Origin of the sequence: Paraburkholderia sp. 31.1, assembly GCF_014397645.1 — a bacterium.
Lineage (GTDB): Bacteria > Pseudomonadota > Gammaproteobacteria > Burkholderiales > Burkholderiaceae > Paraburkholderia > Paraburkholderia tuberum.
This window is the reverse complement of the sequence record NZ_VZQN01000288.1, coordinates 1-216: the sequence shown is the minus strand read 5'-3', so window position 1 is coordinate 216 and position 216 is coordinate 1. Positions and strand designations below refer to the sequence as shown.

The 216-nt window shown below is 63.4% G+C and carries 1 protein-coding gene; it reads left to right on the top strand.

Annotation, left to right across the window (positions count from 1 at the left end):
• The coding region (locus tag F6X37_RS36295) for a transposase (RefSeq protein WP_187614716.1) at positions 1–216 on the top strand (216 nt) is incomplete at both ends.

The following is a 216-nucleotide window of genomic DNA, read 5'->3' as shown; positions in this document are numbered from 1 at the left end:
CGCTGGTCGACGCGACGATCATCGAAGCGCCACCGTCGACCAAGAACGCCGGGAAGAGCCGCGACCCGGAGATGCATCAGACGAAGAAGGGAAACGAATGGCACTTTGGGATGAAGGCCCACATCGGTGTCGACGCCGATTCGGGGCTGGTGCATACCGTGGTTGGCACGTCGGCCAACGTGTCGGATGTGTCGCAGGCCCATGCCCTGCTGCACG